At 46.1% G+C, this 24819-nt stretch carries 24 protein-coding genes; 11 read left to right on the plus strand and 13 right to left on the minus strand.

Going from position 1 to position 24819, the window contains the following annotated elements:
• Positions 1-17: 17 nt before the first annotated feature.
• The 8 genes from GFH31_RS04300 to GFH31_RS04335 form a co-directional block, all read right to left on the minus strand.
• Complete coding sequence (locus GFH31_RS04300) at positions 18-1049, minus strand: DUF6562 domain-containing protein (RefSeq protein ID WP_153498160.1); 1032 nt, start codon at positions 1047-1049, stop codon at positions 18-20.
• Complete coding sequence (locus GFH31_RS04305) at positions 1046-2356, minus strand: DUF3575 domain-containing protein (protein WP_172970781.1); 1311 nt, start codon at positions 2354-2356, stop codon at positions 1046-1048. Before GFH31_RS04305 ends, GFH31_RS04300 begins: the two co-directional genes overlap by 4 nt.
• A gap of 491 nt (positions 2357-2847) precedes the next feature.
• The gene (locus tag GFH31_RS12865) at positions 2848-4143 is read right to left on the minus strand and encodes a plasmid recombination protein (RefSeq protein ID WP_253906345.1); all 1296 of its coding nucleotides are present in this window, start codon (positions 4141-4143) and stop codon (positions 2848-2850) included.
• A gap of 280 nt (positions 4144-4423) precedes the next feature.
• Entirely contained in the window at positions 4424-5320 is an 897-nt protein-coding gene (locus GFH31_RS04315; protein WP_228385799.1) for a toprim domain-containing protein, read from the minus strand.
• 153 nt (positions 5321-5473) lie between these two features.
• Entirely contained in the window at positions 5474-6541 is a 1068-nt protein-coding gene (locus GFH31_RS04320) for an AAA family ATPase (RefSeq protein ID WP_153498158.1), read from the minus strand.
• Positions 6542-6544: 3 nt separating this feature from the next.
• Entirely contained in the window at positions 6545-6847 is a 303-nt protein-coding gene (locus GFH31_RS04325; protein ID WP_153498157.1) for a DUF3853 family protein, read from the minus strand.
• 178 nt (positions 6848-7025) lie between these two features.
• Positions 7026-7970: a hypothetical protein gene (locus GFH31_RS04330; RefSeq protein ID WP_153498156.1), complete on the minus strand. Its 945-nt coding sequence runs from the start codon at positions 7968-7970 to the stop codon at positions 7026-7028.
• A 2-nt stretch (positions 7971-7972) separates the two neighbouring features.
• On the minus strand, positions 7973-9256 hold the full coding sequence (locus GFH31_RS04335) for a site-specific integrase (protein ID WP_153498155.1): 1284 nt from the start codon (positions 9254-9256) through the stop codon (positions 7973-7975).
• Positions 9257-9945: 689 nt separating this feature from the next.
• Here GFH31_RS04335 and GFH31_RS04340 point away from each other — a divergent pair.
• Positions 9946-11148 (plus strand): site-specific integrase, encoded by a 1203-nt coding sequence (locus GFH31_RS04340; RefSeq protein WP_153498154.1) that lies wholly within the window; start codon positions 9946-9948, stop codon positions 11146-11148.
• A gap of 34 nt (positions 11149-11182) precedes the next feature.
• Here the strand turns inward: GFH31_RS04340 and GFH31_RS04345 are convergent, their stop codons facing one another.
• Positions 11183-11650, minus strand: coding sequence for a hypothetical protein (locus GFH31_RS04345; protein ID WP_153498153.1), 468 nt, complete (start codon positions 11648-11650; stop codon positions 11183-11185).
• 339 nt (positions 11651-11989) lie between these two features.
• Between GFH31_RS04345 and GFH31_RS04350 the strand changes: the two genes are divergently transcribed.
• From GFH31_RS04350 to GFH31_RS04380, 7 genes are all read left to right on the plus strand, one after another.
• Positions 11990-12250 carry a helix-turn-helix domain-containing protein gene (locus GFH31_RS04350; RefSeq protein WP_153498152.1) on the plus strand — a complete coding sequence of 87 codons (261 nt, stop codon included), beginning with the start codon at positions 11990-11992 and terminating at the stop codon, positions 12248-12250.
• A gap of 2 nt (positions 12251-12252) precedes the next feature.
• Entirely contained in the window at positions 12253-13197 is a 945-nt protein-coding gene (locus tag GFH31_RS04355) for a hypothetical protein (protein WP_153498151.1), read from the plus strand.
• 68 nt (positions 13198-13265) lie between these two features.
• Positions 13266-13925, plus strand: coding sequence for an NUMOD4 domain-containing protein (locus GFH31_RS04360; RefSeq protein ID WP_172970780.1), 660 nt, complete (start codon positions 13266-13268; stop codon positions 13923-13925).
• A gap of 711 nt (positions 13926-14636) precedes the next feature.
• Complete coding sequence (locus GFH31_RS04365; RefSeq protein ID WP_153498149.1) at positions 14637-15485, plus strand: PD-(D/E)XK nuclease family protein; 849 nt, start codon at positions 14637-14639, stop codon at positions 15483-15485.
• Complete coding sequence (locus tag GFH31_RS04370) at positions 15478-16065, plus strand: hypothetical protein (protein ID WP_153498148.1); 588 nt, start codon at positions 15478-15480, stop codon at positions 16063-16065. Before GFH31_RS04365 ends, GFH31_RS04370 begins: the two co-directional genes overlap by 8 nt.
• A 23-nt stretch (positions 16066-16088) precedes the next feature.
• Positions 16089-17384 carry an IPT/TIG domain-containing protein gene (locus tag GFH31_RS04375; RefSeq protein WP_153498147.1) on the plus strand — a complete coding sequence of 432 codons (1296 nt, stop codon included), beginning with the start codon at positions 16089-16091 and terminating at the stop codon, positions 17382-17384.
• 270 nt (positions 17385-17654) lie between these two features.
• Positions 17655-18938, plus strand: a complete 1284-nt coding sequence (locus GFH31_RS04380; RefSeq protein ID WP_153498146.1) for a hypothetical protein — start codon at positions 17655-17657, stop codon at positions 18936-18938.
• On the opposite strand, the gene GFH31_RS13025 is transcribed toward GFH31_RS04380, so the two are convergent.
• Complete coding sequence (locus tag GFH31_RS13025; RefSeq protein ID WP_367643851.1) at positions 18935-19456, minus strand: DUF6642 family protein; 522 nt, start codon at positions 19454-19456, stop codon at positions 18935-18937. The two genes, GFH31_RS04380 and GFH31_RS13025, sit on opposite strands and share 4 nt — an antisense overlap.
• Complete coding sequence (locus GFH31_RS04385; protein ID WP_228385800.1) at positions 19453-20196, minus strand: tyrosine-type recombinase/integrase; 744 nt, start codon at positions 20194-20196, stop codon at positions 19453-19455. The genes GFH31_RS13025 and GFH31_RS04385 overlap by 4 nt, the downstream gene beginning before the upstream one ends.
• 327 nt (positions 20197-20523) lie before the next feature.
• Between GFH31_RS04385 and GFH31_RS04390 the strand changes: the two genes are divergently transcribed.
• Positions 20524-21492 carry a putative phage abortive infection protein gene (locus GFH31_RS04390; protein WP_153498144.1) on the plus strand — a complete coding sequence of 323 codons (969 nt, stop codon included), beginning with the start codon at positions 20524-20526 and terminating at the stop codon, positions 21490-21492.
• A gap of 381 nt (positions 21493-21873) precedes the next feature.
• The gene (locus GFH31_RS04395) at positions 21874-22488 is read left to right on the plus strand and encodes an IS1 family transposase (RefSeq protein WP_216645970.1); all 615 of its coding nucleotides are present in this window, start codon (positions 21874-21876) and stop codon (positions 22486-22488) included.
• A 379-nt stretch (positions 22489-22867) separates the two neighbouring features.
• Here GFH31_RS04395 and GFH31_RS12955 read toward each other — a convergent pair whose 3' ends face one another.
• On the minus strand, positions 22868-23209 hold the full coding sequence (locus GFH31_RS12955) for a DUF4143 domain-containing protein (protein ID WP_317162422.1): 342 nt from the start codon (positions 23207-23209) through the stop codon (positions 22868-22870).
• 47 nt (positions 23210-23256) lie between these two features.
• The gene (locus GFH31_RS12960) at positions 23257-23805 is read right to left on the minus strand and encodes an AAA family ATPase (protein WP_306345975.1); all 549 of its coding nucleotides are present in this window, start codon (positions 23803-23805) and stop codon (positions 23257-23259) included.
• Between the two features lie 278 nt (positions 23806-24083).
• Between GFH31_RS12960 and GFH31_RS04405 the strand changes: the two genes are divergently transcribed.
• The gene (locus tag GFH31_RS04405) at positions 24084-24752 is read left to right on the plus strand and encodes an IS1 family transposase (RefSeq protein WP_153498143.1); all 669 of its coding nucleotides are present in this window, start codon (positions 24084-24086) and stop codon (positions 24750-24752) included.
• The last annotated feature ends 67 nt before the right edge of the window (positions 24753-24819 follow it).

Consider the following 24819-nt stretch of genomic DNA (forward strand, 5'->3'; position numbering starts at 1 on the left):
TATTAAAAAGGTGAAACTTAAAGGTAGATATCGTATTCTCCGTCATAATCCGGATCGATGCCCACACCGGAATTGTAGCTTCGGGTCAGAAAGTCCCCGTATATCCGGGTGACGACATTCCGCTTATAGGGAATGCGGATGCCGGTGCTTTCGCTGACGAGTTCGCCGCCGTCGTCATATATGCGTATGTCGGCCGTTACGGCGGATTCCGTACCGTTGACGAACACATAATCGAAAGCGAGCGTAGCCGAGGTTTCGGTCACTTCGGCCAGCGATGCGTTGAAAGCGACTCCCTGCACGGCATCGCTGGGATTGTCCGTAGCCGCGTTATACGTGGACGGCAGGTATCCCCGGTAGGCGACCTCGACCCGGTAAGAGGAGAGGTCGCCGCCCGTTCTCGCTTCGGCGGCACGCTGCCGCCGGAACTCCGCCACGTCGCGCGTGATGATCTCGTAGCGGGCGAGGGGCCTGTCGAGGGTGATTCGTTCCTCGACGACTGCGTTCCGCTGTCCTCTGTATCGGGAAAGGTCTATGCGTTTGTTGGCGGCGAAGGCGTCTTTCGTTTCCGCATTACCGCGATAAGTTCCGCAGAAACATACGCTGTGAAGTCTGTCGGCCGTGTAATGCAATTCATCCCCCGTTTCGGCATCCTGATAATCGGCCCATGCGAGGAGCAGGTAGGCCCGGGGAGCAAATTCGAGCGTCAGTTCTACGGGATCGTCGCAAAAGGCCCTTTCGTCCAACGGGATCACCTGCCGCAAGCAAGGTTCGGCCCCGTATATATCGGAAGGGTACAGTTCCCCGCCGGGATGGTTGTCGGTATAAGCCTCGACGATCAACCGGGCAGGCCCTGCGGCGTTTTCCGTTCCGGCAGCGCCTGCACGGGTAATTTCATGGACATCCTCAAAAGGGGTAAGGAAGTTTATGTCGGCCATGATCCGGACCTCCATCGTCGAAGGTGTTCCGAAATCATCCGGAAATTCGTGCACGTCGCAGGCGGTCAGCCATGCCAGCGGAAGGCATATCGCCAGGTACAGTAGTCTTTTCATCGCCTGCCTCCTTTCTTTTTCAGGTCGAACGTATAGGAGAACGACACGGCGGCGTTATCTACCCCGAAGAAGGTCTTGCGGACGGTCGAGGAATACGCTCCGCCGGGTTCGTTGTGGAACTTGTCGTAATGCAGGCGGTACGCGCCCGCGCCGAGCGAGAACTCGACGTTCCAGCGGTCGCTGCGGCCGAGGGGCATCCGGTAGCCGACGCTTACGCCTCCGCCCAAAGCCGGGGTCATCCCGTCGTGGTCCTGTATGCGCCACTTGCCGCCGAGGGCGAGATTGTACGAGGCGACGCCGAAGTGGACGCCCGCGAAGAGGCGGCGATCCCGCGTGGGCCAATAACGCAGTTCGGGCTGGGCGGCCAGTATGCGGAACTTGGTCGTCCCGCTGAAGTAGTTCCATGCGGAGTAGTAAACCGGGATGTTGAGCGACAACCTTTGCGAGAGGTCTATCTCCACCGCGACATTACTTATGGCCATAGCCCAGCCGACGGCGTTGGTCTTGACTACGAGCCGGGGAGTCCACCCCTTCGCTTCGGGACTGGCCTTGCCTATAAGTGCCGGGATTGCTTCCCCGGCTTCGTCCGTACGTTCAGGTGCGGCGGCCGTATCGGGAACGGTTGCCGGTTGCGGCTCGTCGTTCTCCGCAGGTTTCAGTCCAGGTTCCGGAGCAGGGGGCGGAGCGACCGCAGGCGGTTGCGTGCTTTCCGGTGTTTCTTCCGACCGGAAGTATAATGTCACGACGACGCTGCTTCGCAGGTCGGGGAAGAACTCCCGCAGCATATAGCGATAAGGTTCGCCGCCGCGCAGGTCCATCAGCCGTTGTTTACGGCCGCCCACGACCTGGTTCTTTTCATCGAAGATCCAGACGGGCGTGTTGTCCAGCACGTCGAGCACTTCGTCGCGGTACAGCATGCCGGATGCGGCCACCTGTGCCCGCAGTTCGTCCCACGCTATCCCGGCGGCCTGCCTGTCGATCAGGGAGGCGGGAACGGAGCCGTGGCGGACTATCCATGAAGAGAGCGAATCGGCACGCCGTTCGGAGAGCAGTTCGTTGGCACGGTTAGCCCCGTCCGGGGAGGCGTAGGAACGTATGGAGATACGTTCGAGGCGGCCCGCAGAGCGTGCCTCGCCGATATACCGTACCAGTCGGTCCAGCGCGGCGCGGTTATCGCGGAATCCCGGTTCAACGTAGCGGTAGCCTGCTCGGTAGTAGATACGCACCGAATCGGCTCCCTGTCCGGCATGGGCCGACAGAAAGCACGACAGGCAAATGACCGATAAAAAGATTCTTTTCACCGACATAGCCGCGAACATCCGTTAACCCGTTCGTAACCGGGAAAATCTTTCATGTCGTTGCGGAGGCCGGTAATGTTGTATTGATCGAATCCGGTCGGCACGGCTCCGACCGATAGAGCAGAGATAGGCAGATTGTGTTTCATGTGTGTAAATCGGTCCCGCCCGTCCCCCGGCGGAAGTTTAGTTACACATATAAAAAAGACGTGGGACAGTACCTTTTATTTGCTTTTGAGGTCTTGGCCAACCGTGCAGACAAATAAACGAGTAAAGCCCACGTTTCCGTGAGCGTTTACGCTTTACTCTTGTCTGCGATTAAAACGGCCAAGTTTCAAAAGCAAGAATAAAAGCTAACGCTTTTTATATTTTATCTCTTAATATTTCTCCGTTTATGCCATAGGCATCACCTTTAATTAATTGGTTTTCGCGGTAAATATACGAAAATTTGGCTAATATATTAATAAAATGCCGGGGAAAGGAGGAAAAGACTGGGGCGGGATCTATCTCATCCGCATTCCCCGGCCCTGTTCGCGGTCTTTAATCTCTCTTCCTAATCGTTCCAAGAATTCTTTCGCCTTTTGCCGGAACCATTGCAGGATCGGTATTAGGTCGATGAACAGTTGAAACCCTCCGGGGCCTTTTTCATCCCGCAGGAGCCGGGCTTCCGAGTGTTCGGTTTCAAAGTGCTGGGAGTGCTCGCGCGAATAGAGTTTGCCGGAGAAACGAACAGGCCGCATATTCACGAGGTCGCGGGCCATCTTGTCCGTGAATCCGAGCGAACGGCAATACTCTCCCCACTTGACAAGCTGGGGTATATCGGGAAACCAACCGTAAATGCGGTCTATCTCGCCTTGTAGTCTTTTGGCGGTCTGTTCATGTTCCCGCCTCTCCCGGTCTATCGTCTTGTTCTGCCTTTTTATCTCGGAGTGCAGGCGTTCGTTCTTTTGGGCAAGGTCATCTATCTGCTGTTGCTGCCGCTTGACTTTGGATGTGCCGATCATCGAGCCGATACCGTCGAGAATAATCGTGCCGACCTCAGCGGCGGAGTTCTTCAGTTTCTCGGTTCTCAGTTCTCCTTTTACCGCTTTGAGTTCCGCTTCGGCTTGTTCTTTGGCTATCCGGGTTTTCTCGGCCTCCTGCTTCTGCTTGGCGATGATGTAGTCCGTCCGTTCCAGATGCTCACGTCCGGTCTGCTCTTTGGACGTGCCGCGTTCCATGTCGAGCATTTCGGCCAGTATGGTTTGCATTTCGCTCATGTCCTTTTTGCCCAGCTTGCAGGACTTTCCCGTGTCGTGGTCCATCCAGTCCCATACGATATGGGCGTGGTAGTTCGGCTTCCATGTGGTTTTGTCGTTCGGGATTTGATAGTGCCCCTCGTCCCGATGGATGAAGATTTGCAGCGGCTTAATGCCCCATCGTTCCTTGCATACCTCGCAGAAATGCCGCAACTGTTCCATCGTGGTATCTTCCTTGATGACTACCACGCCCTCTTTGATCGGGGTGCTGCCACGGACTACGGTTACCTTGCCCGTCTTCTTGTTCACCCGTTCCCGGTCTTTGGTCTGCATCGCCCGGCCTGTCTTTTCCTTGACCATTGCGGCTATCTGTCTGTTACGTTCTTCAAGCGAGGTATCGCCCAGTTCAGGCGATACCCATTCCTCGTTTTTCGCCATGAGGTCGGTACGGATGTATATCTTTTCTTTGCGGATCTTGGCGAGATATTCCGCTAACCGTCTGTTATGCGCCCCGCTGCTCGTAACGAGGCAGGGCTTTATGTTGATGGATGTTTTTGCCATAATTGTCGGTGTTATAAATGAATGGGGGTCTTGGGGGCAATGTTCCCAAGCGGAGTTTCCAAAGAGAGGGTCACTCTTTGGTCGGGGGTGTCGGGGGCTGAAGGCCAGCCAACCGGGTCGAGGGCAGGGCCCTCGCGGGTTTTCAGGGCAGCGCCCTGAATCCCTCGGAAGAGCCCACAACTACCGAAGCGCAGCCGGTAGTTATAGTGAGCTATATCAAGGCAAGCCTTGAAGTTTCCCTGCCACTCCCTTTGTTCGTCCGGCGTTCCCCGGTATTGGGTTATCGAACCTTATGCTCGTGCGATTGTTGCTTGCGCTGCACTTGTTGCCGCTGCCTCTCTTGCAGGTATTCGTTCAGGTCTTTGTGCTGGCGGTAGTGCCCGGACTGGTCGGACAGGTTGCGGCATGCCGCTTTCAGTTCGGCGGTCGCTTTCCGTCCGGCATCGTCGTTGTCGAGGTAGGTATAGACCTGTTCGTGCGAGGCGATAAAGGATTTGGCCCTGCCGAGGTTCGTAACCGAGTTCAGCACTACGACATCCTGTACCGGGTGCGGCTGGTCTTTGAGCGTCACAAAGGACAGATAGTCCATAAAGCCCTCGAATACGAGGCAGTCCGCATGGCTTCCGTCCTTAGTGGTCGGGGCTTTCGAGGTACTGCCTTTGAAATACCTGCTCCGCAGTTCCCAGCCTCCGACATCGTTGCGGAACCCGACGGCAAAATACTCCCTGTCATTGATTGAATAGCGTACTTCCCGACAATGCTCCCGCGCGATGTCGATACAAATACCCCTTTCCGAGAGGTAGGCGATAAGGGCAGGATTTTCAAGCGGACGGATTTTCTCTATCGCAATGGCCGATTCGCGGCGCGGCGGTACAGGGTTACCGTTCCCGTGAAAAGAAAAAGAGGGCGTGCCGGAAATCCTCCGCTCCATCAGGCGCATGGCCTGACCTGCATCGCACCTTTCCAGCCGCATAACGAGGTCGATAAGCGTGCCGCCGTCGCCCGCGCTGTAATCTATCCAAAGGTTCTTTGTGTAATCCACTTTCATACTCGGCGTGCGGTCTTCGCGCATCGGGGAGCGGTACATGCCGTAATACCCCCGGTCTTTGGCCGGGCGGATGCCCAGCCCGGCGAGGTAATCTCTTATCGGAAATCTATTGATTGTCTTTGCGTCCATGACGTTGTGTTTTTAAGGTTGTGATCGTTTTTTCTTTCACCCGGAATCCTCTCCGGGCGGTTTAACGGTACGGGTAGCGGTTTAACCCGCCATACCGGTTTAGGATGGTTTAAGTCTATATATGCCCGTCCCGTACTAAACCGCCTGAAAGGGTCAATAATGGAAATCGGGATTGTAGCGGTATGCCTTGTCCTCTTTGAGGATCATCCGTTTGTTTTCCAGAAACGTTTTGAGCTTTTTCGCCTTGTTGATGCCGAAAGAGTGGCCGATGGCGGCATAGCTGCTTTGCAGCTTTCCGATAAGCGAGGCATAGGATACCCGGTCGGCCTCGGAGAAAAGCAGCTCCAACGCCTCGCGGTGTTTGACCTCACTGACCTCCCGATAATCGAACCCTTTGGGCGTTCCCGCCTGCGGAGGCTGGTAATTATCGACCGGTTCGGGCAGGCCGTCCGGGTTGATGCGGAACGCGAACGGCTCGAAATCCACATCGCGGATGTAGCTCGCCGCAACGAAACTTATATCCTTATCGAAATCGTCCTTAGTGATTTGCAGGACGGTTTCGGCCTTGTTGTTCAGTTCCGTTCCCAGATGGCCCCGCGTGTTGTCGTCGCCCTTGTTCAGGTGTAGGACGGTGTGGATGTGGATTTTCCTCTCATCCGTCCACCGCATCAGTTTCGTGATAAGGTCGGTCGATTCGCCGGGGTTGTTGATGTCGTACGCCAAATCGCGAATGCCGTCGATAACGACCAGTCCGAGGCCGTCTATTTCATAGATGGCCTGCTCGATCATTTTCAGCCGTTCTTTGGTCGCAAACTTCCGCAGGGACAGGAATACCAGTCCGTCGGGATGAACGTCGGCAGAAAGCCCCGCAAGGCGGAGAATACGGCTTATTACCCGGTTGCAATGGTACTCGCTCTGCTCGGTGTCGGCGTAGAGTACCCTGCGCTTGCCCGGCGGCAGAGAGGCCGAATAGTTCAATACCGTGCTGCCCGTCATGGCCGCCGCAACGATAGCGCAGACGTTGAACGTCTTTTTGCTCTTGGCCTTGCCGGTGGACGCGCTGAAGTTACCCAGCGTGCCGATAACCGAATCCTCCACCCGCAGGATCACTGGCGGGGCCTCGAACTCGTCCGTAACGAGCAAGAGAGCGTCCCGCCATGTGCTTGCGGTCTCGGACGGTACGGGAACTGGCGCAGGTGCAGGGTTCTTATGGGAATCCATAGACTATTTCCTCCCTCCGGTTCTTCGGCCGGCCAGTTCGAGCGCCAGCTCCGCATCGACGATGATCTTACGGCCGATCTGCGTAATGGCTTTGTCTATTTTTCCGCTCTGCTTGATGCGGTTGGCCGTAGGCAGGCTGCACCCGAACAATTCGGCGATCCCCCGGATGCCGTAAACGTGTTTCTTCTGCGGGGCAACGACATAGGGTTGTCGCTCCGGTTGCTCGCTGCTGTTCTGTTGCAGGTAAAGAAATTCTTCACCCGTCATCTGCCACAGCGGTTTCGATTTCAATGCTTTTATATCCATAGACGAATCACATTTGGTAAGACATGCGATCGCCGGCCGGTCGATCGTGGTGCAAATGTAATTCGGCAAAAAACGGAGCGCGAGCAATCGTAGTCAATGCGGATTAACTGCACTGACTATGAGTGATATATAGAAATACTACGTGATACGGAATCGTACTACGGTCGTAGTCGAAACACTAAAAAGGAAGGTCGTAAAAGATCGTACGGTAATCTTTCGTCAGCGGTTCGCGTCGCTTGCGCTCGAAGTTCTGGCCGATCGGGATTCGGTAACGCTCCTCGAAAAAGCGTTTGATCGCCGCATCGCGGTTCGGAAGGAAATAGTCGTTGTCGAGCAGGCCGGCAAGAAACGTAACCAATCGTTTGATGTCCGGTTTGCCGTTCTTGTGCTTCGCCTGCCAATGCAGGTTCTCGTCGAGGTCGCCCGACCTGATTAATCGCGATTCCAATTCACGAAGTTTATCGAACATCCGCGACCGGAAAATTTCGTCGGGCAAAATGCTTTTGATTTCGATCGGCTGTACGTCCGATTCTATCGGTGCAACCGTTATTGTTTTCTTTTCAACGGGAAAATAGCTGTCGAAAATCGCAGCAAACGAACGGCTCGTTTCGCAGATGGCGGTGTAGTAGTCCCTGCATATCCATGCGGCGTTTTCCTGTCGGTAGCGATTGCGTTCATTGTCGAGTTCATTGAGTTCCGACCGGTTTTCCCGCAACAACTGTTCACGCTCCCGTTCCGTCGGATAGGGGTATTCTTCGATCAGTTTTCTATCGCTCAACAGCAATGTACGTTTTCCAGCGAACAGATACTCCTCCTGAAGCCGGCAAAGAACCTCGAAATCGACTTGGCTGAAAACCTCTTGGCGGGTTTCGCAGATATGGATATTCTCCCGTATCAAATCCCGCAAACGGACAAGCACCCGATCTTCGATTCCCTCGGCGACAAGGCGCAGGGCGACCTGTTCGACAGGTACGGCACACAATGCGACATAGGAATCCCGATATGCCTGCTGCCGGTCAACCTGATAAGCATTCGTCGTACAGGGATCGGACTTCAGACATTTGTTGAGCGTTTCGTAAACTGCGGTCAGTTCCGTTATCGAAGTATAAATATCCTTCTCCATAATCACAACGTGTTGAATTTATCCATCGCGCTGGCCTTGATGTCGTCGGCGATGTCGATGTAGGGCTTCATCGCTTTGTAATCGCTGTGTCCCGTCCATTTCATTACAACCTCTGCCGGAATACCCAACGCCAGCGCATTGCAGATGAATGTTTTTCGGCCTGCATGGGTACTCAACAATGCGTATTTTGGGAAAATTTCATCTATGCGCTCGTTCCCCTTGTAGTACGTTTCCCGTACAGGTTCGTCAATCTCCGCGAGTTCGCCCAGCTCTTTCAGATAATCATTCATCTTCTGATTGCTGATAACAGGCAATACCATGTCGTCCTCAAATTGGACATCCTTGTATTTTTCAAGTATGGTTTTGCTGTAATCATTCAGTTCGATGATCAGATTGTCGGCAGTTTTTACCGTGGTTACTTCAATATGGTCGGATTTGACATCACATCTTTTTAAGTTGCGAACGTCCGAGTATCGAAGACTTGAGAAGCAACAGAACAGAAAAACATCCCGGACACGCTCCAGATATTGTTTGTCTTGCGGTATCTGATAATCTTTCAGTTTGTTCAATTCGTCCCATGTTAGGAATATGACCTTTTTAGGGGTAGTCTTCAATTTCGGCCTGAATGTGTCGTATGCGATATTCTGATGGTAGCCTTTCTTGAAACTCCAGCGCAGGAACCATTTGAGAAATCCGAGTTGTTTCCCTATGGTGCTGTTCCTCATGTCCTTTTTATCGCGCAGGAAATTTATATATTCATTCAATCCGAACTCGTCGAAATATTCAAAGGCAACATCCTCCTTAAACTCTTTAATGTGGGCTTTTACGGCTGCGAACTTTTCGTAGGTAGATTTAGTCCAGTTATTCTGGTTGCCGCATTCCTTGACAAACTCATCGAACACCTCCCAAAAGCTTATTCGAACATCTTCCTGCTGTTCTCCGTTCGTGTCTTTCATTCGCAGGTTAAACGCATCCTTTAGCTGTTGTGTGGTCGGCATGGTTTCCCGCACCTCGAACTCCTTGAACACATTTTGAATCTCGGTATAATATTTCAGAAGGTCAGCATTGATTTCGGACGCGCTTTGCTTCAGCTTGTTGGTGCATCCATTCTTTACCCGTTGCTTGTCAGCATCCCACTTGGCCACATCAATGCGGTAGCCCGTTGTAAACTCGATGCGCTGGCTTGCGTATATCACGCGCATACGGATAGGCACATTTTCTATGATCGGAACGCCGTTCTTTTTCCGGCTCTCCAATGCGAAGATGATATTTCGTTTGATATTCATATTTGGGTGTGCTTAAAATTCAACACCCAAATATACACCCAAAAATTAAAATAGCAAAAGAAATTCAGAGATATTTCGGTTTATTACAATTTGCAACAACCTAATAATTAGCAGTAAATTGCAATTTTATGATACTCTTTAATTATTTAGGTTCGAGAGCCTCTCTCTCCGCTTAGAAATTCGCAAAGAATCACAAATACCCGTATAATCAACTGATTATGCGGGCATTTTCTTTTTCCCCTTCTCAAAGAATCCCGGTTATTCTCCGTTTTTTCGTTGAATATTCATGTACAGTTGTCCGCAGAAAAATTTAGTGTACATGAAATCGCTGTAATTCCCACGGGCATAATCATTTATTATCTTATTAATCACCTTTTTTACCCGATCTATAATAGATTGATTTTCAGATTGTTGAATAATTCCATATATTTGTATCACCTAATATGATAAAAACAGGTGATAATTTACGTTGACAAACTATTCATAAACTGCTATTTATGCACATAAATAAATCGGACAAAATATTTATCATTCATTTGTCACCTATTTATACCATAGTTAGGAGATATGCCAATTGTTATTTCATTTATAATCAGACGATTCTAATTGCAAATAATACGGAAATAAATGATAATTGGAAGGATTGATTTGACTTATTAAACTTGCCGAAAATTTACAATTACTTTATCATGAATACCATCACACATAATAACAGGGGAACATTCTCTGTAAGTTTTTTTGCTCGGAAGACGCAATATTCCTCCGTGGCAACTGTTTATGTGCGGATCACAATTAACAGAGCCTCAAAAGATTTATCTACCCATCAGAAAATTCCCTTGGATAAATGGGATGTTCGGCGCTACTGTTATAAAGGGAATAGCGAAACCGCTCGTACAATCAATCATCATCTGGATATTATCAAGTCTCGATTATTCCTGATTCACACCGATTTGATCGCTCAGGGCAAACCCGTCACGTTATCCGCTGTCGTGGATGAGTACCTCGGATTGGGTAAACGAAAATATACGGTAATCGGCACGATAGATTTCCATAACAAGCAAAAAATCCCGACGGTCAGTAAAGCGACACTCGAACGTTACGAAACTATGAAAATGCACATACAAAATTTCATGCGGACACATTACGGAAAAGAGGATATATATCTATACGACCTGAATATGGAGTTTGTCCGTAGTTTTGAGGGGTATTTGCGATTCGTCAGAGGATGTAATCATAACAGTACGATGAAATACATTAAGAACTTCCGCACGGTAATCCTGATGGCTGTCGAAAATGAATGGTTGCGAAAAGACCCGTTCTCCGCTTATAAAGTCACCCTGCAAAAAGTAGAGATTACTCCGCTTACCCTCGAGGAATTGGAGAGAATCGAAAAAAAGAAATTCACCAGCGACCGCTTATCGAGGGTGCGCGATGTATTCGTGTTCTGTTGCTATACCGGATATTCATATAGCGACGTAGCGAAACTGGCGCCTGAAAACGTACTTCCCGACGAACAGGGCAATTTGTGGATTCGTTCGAGTCGTATCAAAACGAAAATTCAGGAAGATGTACCGTTATTACCGCAGGCCAAACAACTGATTGACAAATACAAGAGCGACCCCGAGTGCCTGTATAGAAATCGGTTATTACCCGTTCTGAGCAATCAGAAATACAATGCATATCTGAAAGAGATTGCTGTTTTGTGTAATATTTCAATCAATCTGACAACGCACGTTGCTCGGCATACCTATGCCACGCGGTGCCTGACACTGGGTGTCCCTATCGAAACGGTCAGCAAAACGATGGGACACACTAATACGCGAATGACCAGCCATTATGCAAAAATTACGGAGGCAAAAATTCTCAATGAAATGTATCCCTTGATGCGATAGAGGGATACATACGCAAGGAAAAACAGAATATAATTTAAGTATTCTGCTTTTTCTTTTTTACACGCATGATCGGAGATATTTTCAGTTCTAGGGGTTCACAGGAGACCCGGAATGCCTTTGCCCCATCCCGACGCGGAAGTGTTTCGTTCCTTGTTTTCATTAATGAGCGAAAACATTCGGGATTATGTGTATATCGGTCTATCGTTTCCGTGATCTTACCTCTTGAAACATTTAAGCGTTTCATAATTTTACCATCCGTCCAGCCCAATAATTTCAACAACAATATTTGTCGGGCCATCAACTTTTCCGTCGGGATTGCCTCTGCCGGCACAAACGATTTTCCACAAACTTGACATTTGTATTTTTGCCGACGAGCAGGATCATCCGTGTGACCGTTACGTACGACTTTCCCTTTCTTCTTTTTCCGTTTACAGACGGGACAAGTGGGCATTTCTGCCTTTTCTTCATCTTTTTTTAGGTTATCCGTCTTTTTTTCTTCCATTACAGCTTCGATTTTTTAGAGCAAAATACCATTGATTAACAGCATGTTACAATACAGCAAATCACCATAAAATATTAATATAGGTGATAATAATTTTGTATATAACTGTAAATCAGCATCAAAAGAATCTCAAATTTCATTATTTATCATTTCTTCCCGCATTTTTGTCAAATCACCGATATATAATATAGTTGGGGATAAACATTAAATATTTATATTGATTATCTGTCATTTACACACCTAGCAAGTTGGTATTTTCCATCTTTTGGACGGATTGTTTTTTTCTCTCAGTTTTGCCCTGTCTAAATTAATAAAAAACTTTTTAAAGACAGATGCAACATGAATACAAACGAATTAGTAACTAAACATGACATCGAGCAATTAGCCGAAATCGTATTACGCCTAGAGCGTAAGTTAGAAAGCATGGGTCATCCGAAACCTTTTTTAACCGGACGGGAGGTCAAAGAGTTGTTGAATATCTCCGAAGGGAAATTACAATCCCTGCGAATCAGCGGAGAACTCAAAGCCTCGAAAGTACAAGGTACCTACTTATATACCCTTGCCGATATTATGGATATGATTAATCGCAACAGAAAATAACCATGATCGACCGGATAAAGTTCGAAATAAAAGGCGTTTCCCTTGAGCACTTCATAACCATAGAGGACAAACTTGGCTTTGATGATGCAGGCTTGCATGGAAAAGAACGAGTGGCAATTAAAAGTACCACTTATCGTAATATCCGTTTTAAGTATTTCGCGGTATATAAACTCTTGACTATTGAAGGATCATTGCATAAATTCTGCAAGGGGAATAATTACGGAGATTTCACATATGCAGAAATGAAAACCGTATTAATCGAACTGTCCGAAATGGTCGATATCCATTTGTCCCGTTTTCACGTCACCAAAATGGAAATCGGCGTAAATGCCCGAATGAAGGAAGCGCCCACGGAATACCTCGATATGTTGCATTCATATAAAAGCCGTCCGTTTATAGATATGACACCTTTGGCAAAAAAAAGCGCCTTACGTGGCAAGAGATGCAAATTCGTGGAATATGAGATTAAATTCTATGACAAAACATTCGATGCGATTTACCGGGACAAGCACAGGAAAGAGACCGTACCGGAAAATATCCTTCGTTATGAATTAGCCCTATCCCGAAAATACCTGAAAGCAATCGGCATGACCAACGTAACCGGAAAAAATCTTTTAAGCTGCTTGCATTTCCTGCGATTCAGAGAGCTGCTCCGGAGTATGTTAGACGCTATTTATTGCAATGATCTTACAGCAAGTTTCGAAACGCTGACACCGGATGAAGTAAAATATTATATCTTTGTCATGTCGAGCGATTATCGACGCTACCTGGCTTATTTGAAAAAATACCGGGGAGAGAAAGAATATCGTAAAGAAGCACGGCGCGGGAATATCCTGAAGAAAAAAGTCGCACCTCTCAAAGAAGGAGCATTGGAACGCGAATTTAAATTGGAAATGCTCCATGCGTTAGATCGAAACTGTCGGTTTTACCCTCCAATCGAATCCTAAATTTCATCGACCATGTAAAAATTCCCTACTCCAATAGTGGGGAATTGATGATTATTAAATCTATTGATATGGAACAATGGAGAGATATACACGGATACGAAAGTCTGTATCAGGTATCGAACATGGGAAAGATCAGAAGTCTTCGCAGCGGCATACGGCTTATCAATCCGAATAACCATACCCATGTATGCCTGTACGATCAATGGGGTAAACCCTCGTATCGTAAAGTATGCCGGATCGTAGCCGAAACATTCCTGCCGAGAAAGAGAAAATGCAATTACGTTTATCACATCAACCAAATCCCGTACGATAACCGCGCGGAAAATTTACGTTGGGCCACGTTGAGGGAGTGCCACCGTACCGACAGGGAACGTTACCGCAGAAGTGTCCGCCAATTGAAAGATAAATCCGTCCTGCGTGATTATGTTATTGCCGTCCCCGCACTCCGGGGAATCCGTACCCGCGTGCAAAGCCAATCCGCAAGAATGTTCCGCAATATCGCAATGGCGGCATCGGATACGGGCATTCCCGAAGCAAGTATCTATCTGTGTTGCGCCGGGAAGAAACCGGCTGCCGGAGGATACAAGTGGTATCCGATACGCAAAATACCGCGTGAGGTTAAGGTACATTTGTCCGACCAGATTCGGACATGGCTCCACGATATAGAATTTTCCCGTTTGGAAGAAATAAACCGGATTCGCCGGAAAAACAGCCGCCAGGCCTTATAAATTCCGGCACTGCGTAATATCCGGATATATTTTACTATTCTTTCGGTACCGAGAAAATACCTGAAAACAGTTTGCAAAAATATTCCGTCGGAAACCTCGATTTTACAGGCGGATCGTCGTATTTGTAAAAATACTTTAGACGTGCAAACCGGAGAAAAAGAGGATTTTTCGGACGGTTGTGTAAATATGCGTGAAACACCCAGCTATGTAAGGGTGATTCGGGTGTAATTCGTGAAGGCAAAGGGATTACGGACGTGGAAAGAGCCACCGTGAAAAATTGGCTGATGCAAATCCCAGCAACATCTTGCGCGTTCCCGCAACAAGGCATAATCCACACACCTGCCGAGGGGGTACCCTTAAATAGGATCGGGTGTTAGGGTGTGTACGGGTAGTCGTTACTTATCAGCCCCCGGCCCGGAAAATCCGGATATATAAGTTACCGTTATTGGGCCGTAATGATCGGATCGAAAAGTTTTTATATCTTTAGGGCGTAATCAAACCGTTACCGGATGAAATAAACCGAAGATCATTTACAATACATATTTAAAAGCGTTAGCTTTTATTCTTGCTGTTGAAACCTAGGAAATTTCACAGTTGACAAGAGTAAGGCGTAAACGCTCACGTCCAATGACGTGGGCTTTACTCATTTATTTGTCAACAAGGTTTTCCTAGGACCCCAACAGCAAATAATCAGTTTAGTCCACGTTTTTTATGCCTGTACACGAAACATTCAGCCGATGGATCGACGATACGATCCGGCTGCAAGAACAACGCAAACGAACCGAACAGGCCGAGCGCCATCGACGGCTCCGGGCGTTCAACGCCTTTATCGACGAACTGGTTCCGCTCTATGAAGCCCACCGGGACGAGTTCTACAAAACCCGCATCGCCGGGTTTGTCGAAAAACATCCGTACCTGAACAACGCCGGAATACTGGACGTGATCGGGAAAGCCTGCCACGAAACCTATCACTCCAAATTACTGGAACACGCATGGGCATGCACGCCCGAAGGCCGTACGCGACTGGCCCGTTTTATCGGATCGCTGCCGGATATTCCCGACCGCGAACGATTCCTTGCGAACATTGCCCGCGACCGCTACGAGGTCGAAACGGAGCATGTCTGCCGTAGATGGAACAAAGATGCTTTCCATGACAAGCGGATCGACTTGCTGATTCGCGGGAACGGCTGGCAGATCGTCATCGAAAACAAAATCTATTCGGAGGTCGCAACGATCAAGCGGCATACCCAGTTAGATAATTACCGCCGGTATGTCGAAAAGACGATGCCGGACGATTACGACCGGACGCTCTTTATCCTGTTGAGCCACAGCGACAACAGCGCCTACTGCGGCGATTGCTGGCGCTATGCCGACTATTCGCATGTATTCAATTCCCTGATCGCCTCGCCGACCGATCCGATAATCGAGAATTATTTGGCAACGCTTTTCCGGCTTCTGTCTCCCGACTGGGAAACTCCCGATTCGCAGCAGGGCCGGATGCTATCCTCCCTGAAACGATTTTACCGCAAAAACATTTTAAAACTACAATCCTATGAATAAGATCACACCGCTCGAAACCAAATGTCTGGCCAATATGCCCGTCGTGCTGGATGCCATCGCAACGACCATCGACACGCTGTCGGAAATTCTGAATCCGCAGTACGACCGTATCGAAGAATACCTGACGGAGTTTTTCGACAAACATAAAAGACTGAAATTCGATTTTGAAAATGGTAGAGAATTTCAGAGCAAATACATTTTTACAGATCGTTTCACACAATACAAAAAAGGAGCATTGCGCGATCTGACCACAGTGTTGGAATTGTATTATTGCATCCCTTTCGGGAAAAACGTTCGAAACGGCGTATCGTTTTCTGTGCAGTTCGGCTATACCGTCGATGAAACCCAGAATGAGGTCTATTTCGGATTGGGCGAAACGGATTCCGCGCAATACCTGACCGACGAATGGATCGAAAAGATCAAAACCGAATCCGCGGGCGATTGGGTGATTTATACGGAAGACGGCTATATCGAATTTCAGATAACGCCCGACGATCAATTGACGGACGACAAGATCGCCCGTTGCGGGGAAGATTTCAAAAACCGCATCCTGAAACCTCTATTGAAACAACTGCAATAAACCTTATTTAAACTTAAAAATCTATGAAAAAACTATTTTTAGCGATGCTTATCGGCGCCGTGGCGCTGGTAGGTTGCAGTAAGGACGACGGCGGGAACGAGGGCGGCGACCCGCTGGTAACGAATGTAACGCTTCCCGCCGCGGGCACTTCGTTCGCTTCGGGCGAAACCGTCACGATTACGGGCAACGGATTCACCGCGTCCGATGCGATCCTGTTCCGGGTGCCGACCAAAGCGACCGCCCCGACGACGGACATCCGCGCTACGATTATCAAAGTGACGGCAACCGAACTGACGTTTGAAGTGCCCGAGGGACTGCCCGCCGGAGAAAATTCGGTGATTCTCAAACGAGGCGCCTCCGAAATGACGCTGGGTAAAATCTCCATCGAGGCCGAAGAACCGACTCCTGGGCCAGAACCGCAAACGGCTATCCTGTACGGTTTTGGGATCAAAGACAATCATACCGTAGTTTATCGAATCGACGCGGAGAACGGCGCGTTGACCGAAATCGCGGCGCTTCAGGATGGGGAATACCTCAGCGGCGCGGTGACGATCCCCGGCAGCGGCATGATCTTCGGTATCGCCCGTGAGGAAGCGTGGGGAGCCGGGGCGGTTTGTCGTTTCGATCCCGAGACGAAAACCTACGAGGTGTTGACGGAAACGATTCCCGATATTGAAATTCTCGGCGTTACGAAAGATAAACTTTACGCGCTTTGCGTCGGCACATCCGCCGTTGCCGCCGACACCGAAATTTCGCTGTCGGAAATCGACCCGCAGACCGGAGCGATCGACAAGGTAACGTTCGGAAAATTCCTACCTACGACCACACAGGATATAGGTTGGAGCGATTACGGAACGTTGGTATACGATCCGCAAAGCGACCGACTGCTGACTACTCCCCGTATTTACGACGGAGAGAATGAAGATTTTCACCTGTTGGCGTTTGATATGGCAACGCAGAAAGCGGTACTCGGCGAGCGGTTGGCTACGGATAACGTCAATTACCTGTTCCGAAAAGGCAACGACATTTGCGCCGTATACGAGCGTATCGTGAATTACGGAACGGCAAACGAAAGCGCCGTAACCGATCTTTATACCGTCGATCCGACTGCTATGACGTTAGGGAATAAAATCGGCGGCGACATTGCCGACAGTTGGTTCGGCTGGAATTACGACGCGGCGACCGAACGCATGTACGGTCTCAGCGAGGAAGATTGGGAAACCAAAACCTATTCGATCGGCGTTTACGACTGGAAGGCCGGAAGTTTCAAAAAACTGTCCGAGAACGTACAAGTCCAAAGCATTGTTTTAGTGGAATAGTCCGAATCGGATACCCACACGAACGGAGGCTTTTCGGCCTCCGTTTTTTGTTTGAAATTCCAATGTTCTGTAATTACAATTATCGAACGTTGATATAACAAATACAAATAAAATTTTAATAGAGTATATTTGTAAAGTAAATTGAATTCGATTGGAGGTTAAAAATAACAAAAACGCTAAAGCAAACGACTAACAGCATCCTATCTTTCAAATAATATAGATAGGCGGAATTTATTTATGTCGTTTATTTTCAATTTTATATTTACAAATATGCGAAATAGGTCTATAGATGAATTATCGGAACAAATTTATTCTGCAAAAACAAGAGAATATTTTGATGAAGTTATACAGTCATATTATGTTGGTAATTATCGTTCTGCTACCGTAATGTTATATTCGGTAGTCATATGTGATATTGTTTATAAACTTAATGAACTAATAGAACGATATACGGATAGTGTTGCAAGTAAAATAATTAGTGAAATAAAAAAAATTCAAGCAGAAAACCCCAGATCTTCTGAATGGGAACGGATATTAATTGACAAAACACATGCAAATACACAACTATTAGATATTGTAGAATATACTAATCTTCAAGCATTACAACACCACAGAAATTTATCTGCACATCCAGTCCTTAAAGAATCGATGGACTTGTTTAGACCAAATAAAGAGACAGTACAAGCTCATATAATCAATATGTTAGAGGGAGTACTAACCAAGCCAGCCTTAATGACGAGAAAAATTTTCGATACTTTCATTGAGGATCTTGCTGAGATTAAATCTATTATCATTGATGACACTAAAATTGAGCAGTATATTTTATCCAAATATCTTAATCGTATACGGTTAGATATTGAGTATTCTTTTTTTAAATCCTTATGGAAATTAGTCTTTATTCTTGATAATGAAAAATGTAATGAAAATAGGGAGATCAATCTTAAAGTATTAAGCATCATACTCAGAAGACACTATACAAATTTTACCGCCAGAATGAAAAATGACCAAGAATACTATAGTAATATTAAGTTGACAATTAAAGATTGTTTAGAGAACCTTGCAAAATTTTTTAACAATTATCCTAAGACATATGCGTCCCTTTCTGATGATTGTAAAGTGCGAATAGAAGAATCGATTAATGCAAATGACAACGCACAATGTATCGCATTTTTTCTGCAAAAAACTTTAAGAACTCATCTCGACGCTATCATACAAAATGATTGGTATTTATCCGCATGCAATATAGCTTATTTGTATGAATGTATAATAACCGAATACAGCGAAATTGAGGCTCTTGATTTCGTAATTGAGATATTCAGTAGAAGTAGTAATTTTGACAGTGCTGACACAAGATATGATAGATTTATTGCGCCTAACATCGATAAGTTCAATGAAAATCAATTGACAAAGATTGTATCAGCCATCCATAATAATGGACAAATCCATAATAGACGTAATGCCCGAAGAACTAACAATCAAATTAAAAATAGAATTAAGGCGCTTGGTATCCATATTGATTGGACACAATATCCTTATTTCCAAGTTGATTCTTAGCAAACTATTTTTTCGATGCAAGAGAAAAAACTTTTTAATATGTCACGATGAAATACATAATGTTGAATATAAATCATCTCCCACGCCGTAGACTCAATAAAATCTACTTGTTTCCGATAGCCCGAAAGGATGTTTGCTTTCGTGCGGTTCATAAAATCGTCGATATTCGCGCGTTTCGTCCGCATAGTGCTGCAACTCCCGAAGTGAACGATCCGACCGCCTAAATGCCCCTCCAAAACGTCCGCAATCTCCGATAACGTCACGAAGTCGCGCCCGATCTGTATGCCGTTCGGGCGGCCGTGAAACGCGATATACAGAATCCGGTAGTTTTTGTACCGTTTGAAGGTGAATTGCCGGAGGTATTCGAAGAACTCGTCTTTCGTGTTGCACTTGCGGTAGACGTATCTGATCCCGGCGGAGTAGTAGAGAATATCGAGGATCGGACGGATACTTTGTTTGCTTCGCGGGTTGGTATTCCAATTACCCTCCAGGCAGTATATGTATCGCGGCTTCCTCAAATCCGTATATCTTTGAATACGCTGTAATACCTCGGTAAATCTTCCTGCCGGATCACTTCGTCGTTATACACTTCGAGCATCTGAATACTCCGATGGCGGCTGTATTTCGATACGGTCAATAACTCGCCCTTGTAGGACTTTATCAGCTTCGTGATAAAATAGTGACGGAAGCCGTGTGCGCTTCCGTCGATTTGTAAGGTGTGGAACGTTCGTTTGATAATCTCCCGGACGGATTTCGTCGTGAGCCGTCCGCCCCGGCAATGGTTGCTGTCGCTCCGGAACAATGGGCCCTCGCGGAAACGGTACAACCGCAGGTATTCCCGTAAGACTTTCACCGTCGAAGGATGCAAATACACGGGTTCTTTATCGTCCCGGCCTTTGCCGCGAATCAAAGCGACTTTATCCCGAAGATTAATATCCGTGACATCCAGCCGGACGACCTCGATTTGCCGGAGGCCCTGAAACAAAAAGAGAGCGATAATCGCTCTCAGTCTTAGATTGGCTTTTGTCGGTTCCAGTGCGGAACAGTACGACTGCAACTTTCCTATATCTTCATCGGTCAGGCCGTCTTTCTTGTGTAGCCTGTTTTGGGAAAATCCTTTTACGCCGTCGGTGATCTTTTGCGGGATCAGTTGTGCCCGATGCAACCCGTCTAAGAATACCTTTGCCGAAATCAGGTATTTGTTTTTGGTCGATACGCTGAACGTCTCGCAACCTTGCAAATAACGCTTATATTCCAAATAACTGTTACGATTCAGTCCGTGCGTATCGGTAAACCGTAAAAAATGCCGTATCCGTACCGCATATTCCCGGCGGGTGGTTTCCGATACGTCCAACGTGTCAAATACCTGCCGTACAATGCAATCCCGCCGATTCGACGGCAATAACTCAACATGATTCATAACTCCGTTGCTGAAAATCGTATCCCGAAGTTACGAAATTAATTCTATATTTTCAAATTCATTCGACTGATATACAGGCAAATATGTAGCAATGATTGTGAAAGGCAATGATTTATTGATGATAAAAAAGTATCTTTACAATAGTTAAATAACTTCTGTTACCACATGAAAAATAGAATTAATATTATCATAACTATTGCTTTATCTATAACTACATTAGGATTTGCATTTTTATGGATTAGAACTTACTTCTGTGCAGATATTAACCATGACTCTTTAGAAAAACTATATTTTATCGGCGGTGTAATAAGCGGAATATTTGCGTTTGCCGCGTTCGGTGCAGCTTTGTGGTCAGGTTTAATGCAGAAAAAGACCAATGACTTACAACGATTTGAAACGACGTTGTTTAATATGCTAAGTTTACAGCAACAAATAGTCAATGACTTGCTTTTCACAATCAACAAAACTGACCGTAATAAGCATTATTCTCCGACTGACGGGTTCTCATGGGAAGAAGTTTCGGCAAAGGAGGCGATCAAAGGGCGGCAGGTTTTTGAATTTCTTTTTGCCAAAGCTTTATGGAAGTACGAAAATAAAACTATTCACGGCATCAAAGATTTCATTGCAACAGCGGGACTTTCTCGCTATTGTGATGCCAACGCACCAACTTTGTTCGATCATTATTTTCGTCATCTATATACATGCCTTAAATTTATTGATCAATCTGATTTTTTAGAAGACAAATACAAATATACCAGTATGGTACGGGCTACGCTTTCCAGATATGAATTGGTGTGGATATATTACAACTGCCTTTCCGATGTTGGAAAAACTAAATTCAAACCATTGATCGAGGAATATTCCATTTTGAAAAATATGAGGGATGACTTATTGTCGCTTAGTAAAGAAGCTAAAGACTTTTTAAAGGATCGGAATATTACAACCATTCAAGAGGTTAAAGATGAGGGATTCACAGGGAAAGATTACGAATTCTTTCTTACCAAAGAAAAAGGTAATCAGGACAAATATTATATTGGAGCCTTTTATAATAAGGGCAATTTGCATAAGGGGAAAAAACTTGTGGATGATTGGGATGCTTTTATAAAGAGTAAACAAAAAGGCAACGCAGAATAAAGACACGATTTACCCATGCATAAAACTGATTTTTTATTGAATATCCATGTACACCGTTCCAAGTGGGTCTGTGTAAATATTTGATAATTTGTTAGATATAAATGAAGTTCTGTCCCCTCTCTCTCCGCAAATAATGCTTATTATCAGCGAGTTACACGACCAACACCCAGGTAATGTATCAGATTAGGGCATAGGATTGCAACTAGCTGAAAATCATTATCATGACTTAAAGAAAAACATAAAAAGAAGACGACTTTCGGGTCGTCTTTTGTATTTTTGCGCCCGCAAATCGGCTGAAAACCGGCCGAGGGTTCCGGATAGGAACCTTCATGTATCAGATTAGGGCACGAAAAAAATGACTTGCAAATTTTGCGGAGGAACTTGTATCAAAAAGGCTATCAAGAGAATGGGAAACAACGCTATAAATGCAAACACTGCCACAGGAAACAACAGGCGGATTATTCTTACCAAGCCTATATCCCGGAATTAAACCGGACGATCTCGGAATATACCAAAGAGGGCGTCAGGATCAGAGGCATCGCAAGGTTACTGGAAATATCAACGACTACTCTCATTAGAAGAATCATCTCCATCTCCAAAAATATAACAGCTCCGCATGTAACAGCCAATATAGAATATGAAGTCGATGAAATCAAAACCTTTGTCGGCCGTAAAAAAGATCATATCTGGGTAGCCTATGCTCTGAACTGCGCTGACAAATCCGTCGTCTGTTTCTCTGTTGTACCTCGTACCAATGAAACGCTGAGTAAGGTTACCGATAAACTGACCAATGCCAGATTGATCTATACGGATAAACTCCGGCAATATAAAACACTCATCTCACCGGAAATCCACAGGACTGCTCACCGCGGCACCAACCACATCGAACGTCATAACCTGACCATCCGTACACATATCAAGCGTCTGACCCGCCGCACGATCTGCTTCAGCCGGAAAGCGATAATGCTTTATGCGGTGTTAAAGATTTATTTCTGAGGATAAGATTATCTACGACATGCAAAAACAATCAAGTTTTATTGAGTTAGGCGCAAATTGCAATATAGGAAAACAACGGATATTCCATCTGTATTAATGCGGAATAGTGGCAAACCCAGCCAATAAATTAATTGTAAATATTTAATATACAAATAATTGCATCCAGAAATGACGTAGCAATTTTGACAATTGAAATATTCTTACCTGCCAAAATCTTAATTGAAAAACGTCAGTACAATGACTGTTTTTGTGTCAAATTTGTCAATACAATTAGAAATAATCCCAGTAATTAGAGCAGAAATATTACGGAGCCTAAAGACTATACAAGTCTAATATTCATGCCTTATTAACCTGTTTATTAGATTAATAATACCTAATTTTAAAACAACTCTTTGGGACTTATCTTCAAAAGCTCGTCGTAAGGAATTCCTCCTGTTCCAACAAGCAACACTTTGTCCGGTTGAAATTTCTCAGCAAATACACCCATCCCCTCATTGTCTGCATGAGCTCCGCTTTTCACCTCCAAACCAACAACCTTACCTCCTTTTTCAAGAACAAAATCTACTTCGAAATTACCTTCATGCCAGTAATACAGATTATATCTATCAGATATGGAGTGATTCATTAAATGTGCTCCCACAGAAGACTCAACCAGTCGTCCCCATAATTTCGGATTGACTACTGTGTCCTCAAAAGTTTCATCGCTTTGTGAAGTCAGCAGTGCATTATTGTAGACCTGAAACTTAGGACTCGACGATCGCTATCGAATCACATTTCCTGCATATTTCTCCAAACCACCCAAGAGGCCGCAGTCAGACAGCAATTTAAGATAATTTGCCAACGTCGTCGTGTTACCGGCATCTTGTAGCTGGCCAATATTTTAGTGAAAGAAAGAATCTGGCCAGAATATAAACAACCGAGTTCAAACAATCTCTTTAACAATGCCGGTTTATCCACGCGAGTCAACATCAGGATATCTTTTGAAATGCTTGTTTCGATCAAAGCATCCTTCATATAGTTTTTCCAACGTTCTTCGTCGGTAATAAGCGAGGCAGCACCCGGATATCCCCCGAAATAAACATATTGCTCAATCGACCATTCGAACGCAGCTTTCATTTCAGCAAAAGACCAATGGCCGAGATAAAATGTTTCGAAACGTCCTGCCAATGACTCTGTGAGTCCTTTCTGAATCAATAATCGGGAAGATCCCAGTAAAATTACTTTAATATTGATATTTTCTCGCGTATCCTTATCCCATTGCTGCTTGACGATCTCACTCCAATTTTCAATCTTCCACGAGCAGATATTCCGACACATTTGCAGCCTTCATTCTAAGCCTAGCTGTCTCCCAAACCTGAGTCAACCATGCCGAGTTAGTCGCCGACACGGCATCCGCAGATTCATATACATTAAGGTAACGAAAGTTTCTGCAGCAATTGATTTACCATCGTGGTTTTCCCCACCTGACGAGGCCCGAGGATTACCTGTATGAACTTTCGTGGCTCTTCGATCCTTGCTTGAATCTCCTTTATATAAGGGCGTTCGTACATAATAAATAAATTACTCAACGACTTGTGTAAATTTACTCAATACTTTTGCGATTACAAAATATAGGGCAATGTTTAAATCTATATGATCGTAAAAATGGAAACAAATATTGCGGAGGCACATGCGTAAAAGACGGAACGCAGAGTAACGGCAGGCAACGCTACCAATGCAAGTCGTGTCATCGAAAACAACAGACACTATATAGTTACGACGCCTACCAGAAAAGAGGGAGCGGCATACGAAGTACAGCACGAATACTGAATATCTCTCCCACAACACTACTTAGCAGAATTGTACAGATTGTTCATACAATCTCGCGTCCGACAGTCATTACTCAAAGCACCTATAAAGTAGATGAAATAAAGAGCTTTATACGAAGAAAGTCCGAACACATCTGGATAGCATATGTCTTGGATAGAAAATCCAAACAGGTCGTCAGTTACAATATCGGCCCACGGACAAACGCCACCCTTAACGTTGTCCTCAAAACACTCCATCTATCCGATACAAAACGGGGTCATACCGATAGATTAAAAAACTATCGCTCTCTAATTGTGACAAAAATCCATCGGACGTCATTGTACGGAACTAATCATATCGAACAACATAACTTAACGATTCGGACACATCTGAAGCGCCTGGCTCGAAAAACCATCTATTTCAGCAGGAATGCTGTTATTCTATCTGCAATCTTGAAGATTTATTTCTGGAGATAGTATAATCATCTAACAGTGGCGAATGTGATTATTGAATATCGAATAAAAAATAACCCAGCAAAACAAA

Origin of the sequence: Alistipes sp. dk3624 (assembly GCF_009557455.1) — a bacterium.
GTDB lineage: Bacteria > Bacteroidota > Bacteroidia > Bacteroidales > Rikenellaceae > Alistipes_A > Alistipes_A hominis.